This window comes from Pseudomonas sp. Wu6 (assembly GCF_019891515.1).
Taxonomy (GTDB): domain Bacteria; phylum Pseudomonadota; class Gammaproteobacteria; order Pseudomonadales; family Pseudomonadaceae; genus Aquipseudomonas; species Aquipseudomonas orientalis_A.
This window is the reverse complement of record NZ_JAFLXH010000072.1, coordinates 1-10,113: the sequence shown is the minus strand read 5'-3', so window position 1 is coordinate 10,113 and position 10,113 is coordinate 1. Positions and strand designations below refer to the sequence as shown.

Here is a 10,113-nt window from a genome sequence, read left to right as displayed (position 1 = left end):
GTGAAGGTGTCCAGCTCTTCGTTGCGACCGCCGATCTCGTTGTAGATCTCGTGCAGGAACTTACGCAGGTCAGCGACCTTGCGTTGCTCTTCGATCATACGGTTGATCTTCTCGCCCAGACCTTTGGCCGCGAGGCCCAGGTGGGTTTCGAGGATCTGACCAACGTTCATACGCGAAGGTACGCCCAACGGGTTGAGGACGACGTCGACCGGGGTGCCATTGGCATCGTGCGGCATGTCTTCAACCGGCATGATCACGGAGACCACACCTTTGTTACCGTGACGACCGGCCATCTTGTCGCCCGGCTGGATGCGGCGACGGATTGCCAGGTAAACCTTGACGATTTTCAGCACGCCCGGAGCCAGGTCATCGCCCTGCTGCAGTTTGCGCTTCTTGTCTTCGAACTTGTCGTCCAGCAGACGGCGGCGATCAACGATATAGGCCTGAGCCTTCTCGAGCTGCTCGTTCAGAGCATCTTCAGCCATGCGCAGTTTGAACCACTGGCCGTGCTCAAGACCGTCGAGGATTTCGTCGGTGATGTCCTGACCTTTCTTCAGGCCTGCGCCGCCTTCAGCCTTGTGGCCTACCAGAGCGGAACGCAGACGTTCGAAGGTCGCGCCTTCAACGATACGGAACTCTTCGTTCAGATCCTTGCGGATCTCGTCGAGTTGGGTCTTCTCGATGGACAGTGCACGAGCATCACGCTCAACGCCGTCGCGGGTGAAGACCTGTACGTCGATGACAGTACCCTTGGTACCGGTAGGTACGCGCAGGGAGGTGTCTTTAACGTCGCTGGCTTTTTCACCGAAGATGGCACGCAGCAGCTTCTCCTCCGGAGTCAGTTGGGTCTCGCCTTTCGGAGTGACCTTACCGACCAGGATGTCGCCTGCGCCAACTTCAGCACCTACGTAAACGATACCGGCTTCGTCCAGCTTGTTCAGTGCAGCTTCACCCACGTTAGGGATGTCTGCAGTGATTTCCTCTGGCCCAAGCTTGGTGTCACGTGCCACACAGGTCAGTTCCTGGATGTGGATCGTGGTAAAGCGATCTTCTTGAACAACGCGTTCCGACAGGCAGATGGAGTCTTCGAAGTTGTAACCGTTCCAGGCCATGAACGCGATGCGCATGTTCTGACCCAGTGCCAGCTCACCCATATCGGTGGACGGGCCATCGGCCATGATATCGCTACGCTGAACGCGGTCACCCTTACGCACCAGCGGACGCTGGTTGATGCAGGTGTTCTGGTTCGAACGGGTGTATTTGGTCAGGTTGTAGATGTCGACACCGGCTTCACCGGTTTCAACTTCGTCATCGGCAACACGAACCACGATACGGCTGGCATCAACGGAGTCGATCACGCCACCACGACGAGCCACGACGCAAACGCCGGAGTCACGGGCTACGTTACGCTCCATGCCGGTACCTACCAGCGGCTTGTCGGCGCGCAGAGTCGGTACAGCTTGACGCTGCATGTTGGAACCCATCAACGCACGGTTGGCGTCATCGTGTTCCAGGAACGGGATCAGCGACGCTGCAACCGACACTACCTGCTTGGGCGATACGTCCATCAAGGTGACGTCTTCCGGCGCCTTGACGGTGAACTCGTTCAAGTGACGAACAGCTACCAGCTCGTCGATCAGGACTTTTTTGTCGTTCATCGTGGCCGAAGCCTGAGCGATCACGTGATCAGCTTCTTCGATGGCGGACAGGAACACGATCTCGTCGGTGACCAAGCCTTCTTTCACCACACGGTACGGGCTCTCGAGGAAGCCGTACTGGTTGGTGCGCGCATAAGCGGCCAGGGAGTTGATCAGACCGATGTTCGGACCTTCCGGCGTTTCGATCGGGCAGACACGACCGTAGTGCGTCGGGTGTACGTCACGGACTTCGAAGCCTGCGCGCTCACGGGTCAGACCGCCCGGGCCCAGTGCCGAAACACGGCGCTTGTGGGTGATCTCGGAGAGCGGGTTGTTCTGGTCCATGAACTGCGAGAGCTGGCTGGAACCGAAGAACTCTTTCACCGCCGCAGCCACTGGCTTGGCGTTGATCAGGTCTTGCGGCATCAGGCCTTCGCTTTCAGCCATCGACAGACGCTCTTTGACCGCACGCTCAACACGTACCAGGCCAACGCGGAACTGGTTCTCGGCCATTTCGCCTACGCAGCGAACACGACGGTTACCCAGGTGGTCGATGTCATCGACGATGCCTTTACCGTTACGGATGTCGACCAGGGTCTTCAGTACCGCGACGATGTCTTCCTTGCACAGCACGCCCGAACCTTCGATCTCGGTACGACCGATACGACGGTTGAACTTCATCCGGCCGACCGCAGACAGGTCATAACGCTCAGGGCTGAAGAACAGGTTGTTGAACAGGGTTTCGGCAGCATCTTTGGTAGGTGGCTCACCAGGACGCATCATGCGATAGATCTCGACCAGCGCTTCCAATTGGTTGCTGGTGGAGTCGATCTTCAGGGTGTCGGAGATGAACGGACCGCAGTCGATGTCGTTGGTGTAAAGGGTCTCGATGCGAACGACTTGAGCCTTGGCGATTTTGGCCAGGATCTCGGTGTTCAGCTCGGTGTTGCACTCAGCCAGGATTTCGCCTGTCGCCGGGTGAACGATGACCTTGGCGGTAGTGCGACCCAGGACGTAGTCCAGCGGCACTTCCAGCTCTTTGAGACCGGCTTTTTCGATCTGGTTGATGTGGCGCGCGGTGATACGGCGGCCGGCTTCAACAATGACCTTGCCCTTTTCATCCTGGATGTCCAGGACGGCAATTTCACCACGCAGACGCGAAGCGATCAGCTCCAGCTTGAGGGTTTCATCCTTCAGGCTGAATACGTTGGTGGTGTAGAAGGCGTCCAGCACTTGCTCAGTGGTATAGCCGAGCGCGCGCAGCAGTACCGAGGCCGGCAGCTTACGACGACGGTCGATACGCACGAACACGCAGTCTTTCGGGTCGAACTCGAAGTCCAACCACGAACCGCGGTACGGAATGATCCGCGCGGAGTACAGGAGCTTACCGGAGCTGTGCGTCTTGCCGCGGTCGTGGTCAAAGAACACGCCCGGGGAACGGTGCAGCTGGGAAACGATTACGCGCTCGGTACCGTTGATAACGAAGGTACCGTTCTCAGTCATCAGGGGGATTTCACCCATGTAGACTTCTTGCTCTTTGATGTCCTTGATCGCTTTGTTCGACGACTCTTTGTCGAAGATGATCAGACGGACTTTTACCCGCAAAGGTACGGCGTACGTAACACCGCGCAACACGCATTCTTTGACATCAAATGCCGGTTCGCCCAGGCGATAACCGACGTACTCCAGCGCAGCATTGCCGGAGTAGCTGATGATCGGGAAAACGGATTTGAAGGCCGCATGCAGGCCCACGTCGCGGAACTGATCTTTGGTCGCTCCCGCCTGCAAGAATTCACGATACGAATCCAGCTGGATAGCCAGAAGGTACGGGACATCCATGACGTCCGGCAACTTGCTAAAGTCCTTGCGGATACGTTTTTTCTCAGTATATGAGTAAGCCATCAGCGTTCCCCAGCTTGGTCACCTGCTTGTTTGGCCCTCCCGACGGGAGCAGCCAGAAAATCTTGCAAACCCCATGGTTTGCACCACCGCATCGGGTGGCTACAGCGCGTTAATGGCGGCGACCGAGTCGACAGCCAAGAACGGAAAAAGGCCGGTGGCAAGAGCCACCAGCCATCAGCCTTCAGCTTAAAGCTTGGGCTGGAGACGCAAGGTCGATGCTTACTTCAGCTCGACTTTAGCGCCTGCTTCTTCCAGAGTAGCTTTGGCTTTGTCAGCAGCGTCTTTCGACACAGCTTCCAGAACCTGGGCAGGAGCGCCGTCAACTACAGCCTTGGCTTCTTTCAGGCCCAGACCGGTCAGTTCACGTACTGCCTTGATCACGTTTACTTTCTTCTCGCCAGCTTCCAGCAGCATGACGTTGAATTCGGTTTGCTCTTCAGCAGCGACAGCAGCAACAGCTGGGCCAGCGGAAGCAGCGGCAGCGGAAACGCCGAATTTTTCTTCGAAAGCTTTGATCAGCTCAACAACCTGCAGAACCGACATTTCAGCTACGGCGTTGAGGATATCGTCTTGGGAGATAGACATTGCTGTATTTCCTGAATTGGGGGACGGCCTACGCGGCCATCGAAATAAACAAAAATACGCGAAAGAATTTGCTCAGCCTTAGGCTGCGGCAGCTTCTTTTTGCTCGCGAACTGCAGCCAGAGTACGAGCCAGCTTGCTGGTAGCGCCTTGAATCACGCTCATCAGCTGCGAAATAGCTTCGTTACGGGTCGGCAGTGTTGCCAGTACGTCGATTTGGTTAGCTGCGAGGAACTTGCCCTCGAACGCAGCTGCCTTGATCTCGAACTTATCCTGACTCTTGGCGAATTCCTTGAACAAACGGGCAGCAGCGCCTGGATGGTCCTTGGAGAACGCGATCAGAGTCGGGCCGGTGAACACGTCGTTGAGAACACTGTATTCAGTGTCAGCAACAGCGCGCTTGAGCAGGGTGTTACGTACAACACGTACGTACACGCCAGCTTCACGAGCCTCTTTACGGAGTCCGGTCATAGCGCTTACTGTCACACCACGGGCATCAGCCACGACAGCGGACAGAGCAGCTTTGGCAGCCTCGTTGACTTCAGCGACGATGGCCTTCTTGTCTTCGAGATTAATTGCCACGGGTTTAACTCCTGCTTGTTACCGTTTCATCCGGCCTAGGCCTGATGTCGTTTTGGTGTCTGATTCGGTAAGGAACCGGGAGCACCATCTGCGTAGGCTTGTTGGTTTAAGACTTGCGTCGCCTACGGTCTTGGATAGCCCCCGCCAGGCAGGGACCCCAATCTTTCAATTGACGCAATCGCTCGCGCCAACCTGTGTCTTATACGTCCAGCGAGCCTTGGTCGATGACCAGACCTGGGCCCATAGTGGTGCTCAGGGTAACGCGCTTGACGTAGATACCTTTCGAGGAAGCAGGCTTGATACGCTTCAGATCAGCGATCAGGGCTTCAACGTTTTCCTTCAGCTTGACGGCATCAAAGCCGACTTTGCCAACGGAGGTGTGAATGATGCCGTTTTTGTCGGTGCGATAACGAACCTGACCAGCCTTGGCGTTTTTAACCGCGGTAGCTACGTCTGGCGTTACGGTGCCGACTTTAGGGTTAGGCATCAGGCCGCGTGGACCCAGGATCTGACCCAACTGACCTACAACGCGCATTGCATCCGGGGAAGCAATAACAACGTCATAGTTCAGGTCGCCGCCTTTCATTTCGGCAGCCAGGTCGTCCATGCCAACGCGATCGGCGCCAGCGGCCAGAGCAGCTTCGGCGGCCGGGCCTTGGGTGAAGACAGCAACACGTACAGTCTTGCCAGTACCGTGTGGCAGCACAGTAGCGCTACGAACGACCTGGTCGGATTTACGTGGGTCAACACCCAGGTTCACAGCAACGTCAACGGACTCGCTGAACTTGACAGTCGACAGCTCGGTCAGCTGGGCAGCAGCGTCTACAAAGTTGTAGGACTTGCCCGCTTCGATTTTGCCGGCGATAGCCTTTTGGCGCTTGGTCAGCTTAGCCATTACACACCCTCCACGTTAAGGCCCATGCTACGAGCAGAACCGGCGATGGTACGCACGGCTGCATCCATATCAGCTGCAGTCAGATCCGCGTTTTTGGTTTTCGCGATTTCTTCCAGCTGAGCACGAGTTACGGTGCCAACCTTAACGGTGTTCGGACGAGCGGAACCGCTAGTCAGACCAGCAGCTTTCTTCAGAAGAACCGAAGCCGGAGTCGACTTGGTTTCGAAAGTGAAGCTACGGTCGCTGTATACAGTGATGATCACTGGAGTCGGCAGACCTGGTTCAATACCCTGAGTACGGGCGTTGAAGGCCTTGCAGAATTCCATGATGTTCACGCCGTGCTGACCCAGAGCTGGACCGACGGGTGGGCTAGGGTTGGCCTGAGCGGCCTTCACTTGCAGCTTGATGTAAGCGGTAATCTTCTTGGCCATGAGGCACTCCAATTACGGGTTCAAGCGCCTCGAAAGGCTCCCCGGTTACTTGCGCGTTTATCCCAGTGACGACAAAACCCCACAGCCTAGGCTGTGGGGTTGGGATGCTTGCTCAGCTAGACCTTCTCGACCTGGCTGAACTCCAACTCTACCGGAGTAGAGCGACCGAAAATGAGCACCGCCACTTGGATCCGGCTCTTTTCGTAGTTAACTTCTTCGACAGTGCCGTTGAAATCAGCAAACGGACCATCTGTGACACGAACAACCTCGCCTGGCTCGAACAATGTCTTCGGCTTAGGCTTGTCGCTACCGTCAGCAACACGACGCAGAATTGCTTCCGCCTCTTTATCGGTGATCGGTGCAGGCTTGTCGGCAGTACCGCCAATGAAGCCCATGACGCGAGGAGTGTCCTTGACCAAGTGCCAAGTACCTTCGTTCATGTCCATCTGCACCAGCACGTAGCCAGGAAAGAACTTACGTTCACTCTTGCGCTTCTGGCCATTCCGCATTTCAACCACTTCTTCAGTGGGAACCAGAATTTCGCCGAAGCCATCTTCCATGCCTGCCAGCTTTACGCGCTCCAGCAAAGAGCGCATAACATGCTTCTCGTAACCCGAGTAAGCATGCACAACGTACCAACGCTTAGCCACGGGACACCCTTAGCCAACAATCAAGGAAACAAGCCAGCCGAGCAGGGAATCGAGCCCCCACAACAGCAACGCCATAACCAGAACAACAGCCACGACAATCAATGTGGTCTGTGTGGTTTCTTGGCGAGTCGGCCAAACGACTTTACGAATTTCAGTGCGAGCTTCCTTTACCAGGACCGCGAAGGACTTGCCCTTGGCAGTCTGCAGGCCTACAAAGGCGGCTACAGCAGCAAGGGCGAGCAAAGCGAGAACGCGGTACAGGATCGGCGAAGCAGAATAGTACTGATTGCCAACAACGCCTACGACCACCAAGGCGACTACTGCGAGCCACTTGACCAGATCGAAACGAGAGCTTTGAGCTTCAGCCTTAGGAGTCATCTATGAAGATCCTGTGAAAAGAAAGCCAGACACACCACGTGAATCTGGCAGGTCAGGAGGGAATCGAACCCCCAACCTACGGTTTTGGAGACCGTCGCTCTGCCAATTGAGCTACTGACCTAAAACAAAATCAGGCCGACCATTATGCAGGCCTGAAAAAGACTTTACAACAACCAACCCCAACAGACTTGAAATCACTGACATCCAACGCCAGAAACAGCACGATACAAGCCGAGGCAGCTGTTAAAACAAAGGCAGATATTTTCATATCTGCCTTTTTATATGGAGCTCTTGAGCGGATTTGAACCGCTGACCTCACCCTTACCAAGGGTGTGCTCTACCAACTGAGCTACAAGAGCAAAACACCTTGCACAACCTGCAAACTTGGAGCGGGTAGCGGGAATCGAACCCGCATCATCAGCTTGGAAGGCTGAGGTTCTACCACTAAACTATACCCGCGGAGCTTGCAGCTCACGCTAAAATGGTGGAGGGGGAAGGATTCGAACCTTCGAAGTCGTAGACGTCAGATTTACAGTCTGATCCCTTTGGCCGCTCGGGAACCCCTCCTAAGCGAGCCGGCATTTTACATCACGCCGACCTTCTGTCAAGCATTTTCTCATTTAAATTATGAGGTTAGCTGCGTTGACGTTGCTTCGCATCAAAAGCCTTAAAGGTCTTCACTGCGAAGCGGGCGCCATTCTATGCAAACTATTGGAGAGTTGCAATGCCTTCGCACAGCATTATTTTATGTTTTAACTCATTGAATTCCTTAGCAAGGTTTTCAAAGGGCAGATCATCCGCCAGGCGCCTGCTTTCAGGGGACACTCGGAGCCAATAACCGGTTGCTTCAGGCATGTTCAGCAATTGGACCTTGACCTTTATATCCAGGCTCGTGAGGCGCTGTTCCAAGGATTGCGCCTGGCGCTGATCGGCAAACCCGCCAATGTACAAGCAGGTATTTTGCGTGTCGGACGATTTCGCACGATCCCTGCGAGCCACCGAATCGGAAGATTCACTCAGCAGTTTTATATCCTGCTGGGAGCCACGATAAAGACTCAGAGGAGTGACATCCTTGGCGCGCAACGGCGCCTCTTGCTGATGCCATATGTAATAGAAGACATTAAGAATCAGTAGAAGCAGAAACAACCAACGCATAAGCACCTCAGGGCAAAGGGCACGCCATTGCCAGGCCAATAAATACCAGATCCGGCACAAGCCGTGCCTGCGGCACAGCGTCAAAGACCAGGTCAGCATCTCCGCCAGTCAGGAATACAGTGAAGCTATCTCCCCAATAACTCCTGGCGAGCTCGATCTGGGTGAGCACAAACCCTCTCAGCATCAGCGTACAGCCACGCTCGACCGCCTCGACCGTTGTACGCCCGGGCGACAGGCGCTCCAGAGCGCGCTCAGCGGACGCATCGTCGTAGCGTATCTTGCGCGTATGGGTACGCAACTGGTTGCGCATAAGCGGCAGACCAGGACAAATGAAGCCTCCCAAATGCTTGCCATCGGCATCAATGAAATCTGCAGTCGCCGCCGTGCCAAAATCCAACACCAGGCAAGGACCGGACGCTAGCTTGTACCCTCCAAGGATCGCCAGCCAACGGTCCAGGCCAAGCCGCTCGAAGTCCTCATAGCCATTGCGAACGCCCGCCATTTCCACCGCGGACGTCGCACACGAGACCGTAATGCCAAAAGCGTCAATCAACGTCTCGACCAGCTTGTCCGTTTCCTCCAGGGCGCGAACACTCACCAGTCGACAACGCGTCAGTGCCATGTCCGGCACCGCATTCAAACTCTCAATCAATGCCACATTCGAACCGACCACGCCCTCCGCAAAGGCGCTCACCCTGTCGAGATTCAGCACTCGCCATTTGATAAAGCTATTCCCACAGTCGAGCTCAAGAATCATCACGCAACCTCAGGCTTAACTCACCACCACTGTATGTTTTTTCGACACCGTCTACGTCCAGGCGCAACGCTCCTTGACGATCAACACCGAGCACCACTCCATCAACACGATTCACACCCGCGATAAGTGATACCGCCTGCCCTTGCCACGCATGATTTCGCTCCCATTCCTCCTGGAGGGCCGCAAAGCCAGATACCCTGTGCCGATCGAGGTAGCGCTGCAGTTGCAGGCTAACCTGGGCCACCAGAGCATTACGATCAGCAGCAGATCCTGTCTCGAGCTGCACCGATGTCCATTGCTGATCAACCTCAGCGGCTCTCTGCATGTTCACGTTGATCCCGATACCGATTACCACGTGACAGATATCCGCCGGATCCCCAATCAACTCCAGCAATATCCCCGCGATTTTCTTGCGCCCGACCAATACGTCATTGGGCCATTTCAAGACGGCACCCTGAACACCGGACTCTCGCAGAGCCTGAATGACCGCCAAGCCAACAACAAGACTCAGACCTTCCAGTTGCCGGAGGCCATCCTCAATACGCAGTACCAGGCTGTAATAGATGTTTTGGGCGAACGGGCTGACCCACTTTCGGCCGCGCCTACCGCGCCCAGCCATTTGCTGCTCAGCTAATACCAGGAAAGGCACAGCTCGCGCGACATCAACCATGCGCAACGCCTCTGCGTTGGTGGAATCAATCGAGTCGTAGATATGGATAGGCCAGGACAACGACGGTGCACTTCGCGTAATCCCTTCAGCATTCAGAAACACCAGTGGCGACGCTAACTGGTACCCCTTACCACGCACCTTATGAATAGGTAGATTCAATTCGGCCTCAAGAAGCTGAAGCTGCTTCCACACGGCACTGCGACTAACGCCCAAGGCAGCACCCAGCGCCTCTCCGGAATGGAATCGGCCATCTTTCAGAAGTTCTAACAGCGTAAGCATGCAGGTATCGCCTCACAATGAGGCACGCATGATAGCCATGCGAAGAGGCATTGCATAGAAAGGCCACACTTCCCCAGGCCGCGGTGAACGCTCTTATGATTTTCGAGCGCCCAAAACAAAACCCCTGTTTGCGTTAGCAAACAGGGGTTCTGGAATTTAATCTTGACGATGACCTACTCTCACATGGGGAAACCC

General features: G+C 55.4%; 10 protein-coding genes and 4 tRNA genes. All 14 read right to left on the bottom strand.

Going from position 1 to position 10,113, the window contains the following annotated elements:
• The coding region (rpoB, locus tag J1G34_RS26655; protein ID WP_222994853.1) for a DNA-directed RNA polymerase subunit beta at positions 1–3,539 on the bottom strand (3,539 nt) is incomplete at its 3' end.
• 219 nt (positions 3,540–3,758) lie between these two features.
• On the bottom strand, positions 3,759–4,124 hold the full coding sequence (rplL, locus tag J1G34_RS26650; RefSeq protein ID WP_003176432.1) for a 50S ribosomal protein L7/L12: 366 nt from the start codon (positions 4,122–4,124) through the stop codon (positions 3,759–3,761).
• A gap of 78 nt (positions 4,125–4,202) precedes the next feature.
• Positions 4,203–4,703, bottom strand: a complete 501-nt coding sequence (gene rplJ, locus J1G34_RS26645) for a 50S ribosomal protein L10 (protein ID WP_056861893.1) — start codon at positions 4,701–4,703, stop codon at positions 4,203–4,205.
• A gap of 199 nt (positions 4,704–4,902) precedes the next feature.
• Positions 4,903–5,598 carry a 50S ribosomal protein L1 gene (rplA, locus tag J1G34_RS26640; protein ID WP_222994852.1) on the bottom strand — a complete coding sequence of 232 codons (696 nt, stop codon included), beginning with the start codon at positions 5,596–5,598 and terminating at the stop codon, positions 4,903–4,905.
• The gene (gene rplK, locus J1G34_RS26635; RefSeq protein ID WP_003210097.1) at positions 5,598–6,029 is read right to left on the bottom strand and encodes a 50S ribosomal protein L11; all 432 of its coding nucleotides are present in this window, start codon (positions 6,027–6,029) and stop codon (positions 5,598–5,600) included. The genes rplA and rplK overlap by 1 nt, the downstream gene beginning before the upstream one ends.
• A gap of 116 nt (positions 6,030–6,145) precedes the next feature.
• The gene (gene nusG / locus J1G34_RS26630; RefSeq protein WP_003176436.1) at positions 6,146–6,679 is read right to left on the bottom strand and encodes a transcription termination/antitermination protein NusG; all 534 of its coding nucleotides are present in this window, start codon (positions 6,677–6,679) and stop codon (positions 6,146–6,148) included.
• Positions 6,680–6,688: 9 nt separating this feature from the next.
• Positions 6,689–7,057 carry a preprotein translocase subunit SecE gene (gene secE, locus J1G34_RS26625; protein ID WP_003194658.1) on the bottom strand — a complete coding sequence of 123 codons (369 nt, stop codon included), beginning with the start codon at positions 7,055–7,057 and terminating at the stop codon, positions 6,689–6,691.
• A 45-nt stretch (positions 7,058–7,102) separates the two neighbouring features.
• Positions 7,103–7,178: transfer RNA gene (locus J1G34_RS26620), tRNA-Trp, on the bottom strand.
• Positions 7,179–7,340: 162 nt separating this feature from the next.
• Positions 7,341–7,416, bottom strand: a tRNA-Thr gene (locus J1G34_RS26615).
• A 26-nt stretch (positions 7,417–7,442) separates the two neighbouring features.
• A tRNA-Gly gene (locus J1G34_RS26610) sits at positions 7,443–7,516 on the bottom strand.
• Positions 7,517–7,539: 23 nt separating this feature from the next.
• Positions 7,540–7,624 (bottom strand) — tRNA-Tyr (locus tag J1G34_RS26605).
• Positions 7,625–7,765: 141 nt separating this feature from the next.
• A complete protein-coding gene (locus J1G34_RS26600; protein WP_065891602.1) occupies positions 7,766–8,212 on the bottom strand; it encodes a hypothetical protein in 447 nt (148 codons plus the stop codon).
• A gap of 7 nt (positions 8,213–8,219) precedes the next feature.
• Entirely contained in the window at positions 8,220–8,969 is a 750-nt protein-coding gene (locus J1G34_RS26595) for a pantothenate kinase (protein WP_065891601.1), read from the bottom strand.
• Complete coding sequence (birA, locus tag J1G34_RS26590; protein WP_222994851.1) at positions 8,959–9,918, bottom strand: bifunctional biotin--[acetyl-CoA-carboxylase] ligase/biotin operon repressor BirA; 960 nt, start codon at positions 9,916–9,918, stop codon at positions 8,959–8,961. Before birA ends, J1G34_RS26595 begins: the two co-directional genes overlap by 11 nt.
• Positions 9,919–10,113: the final 195 nt, after the last annotated feature.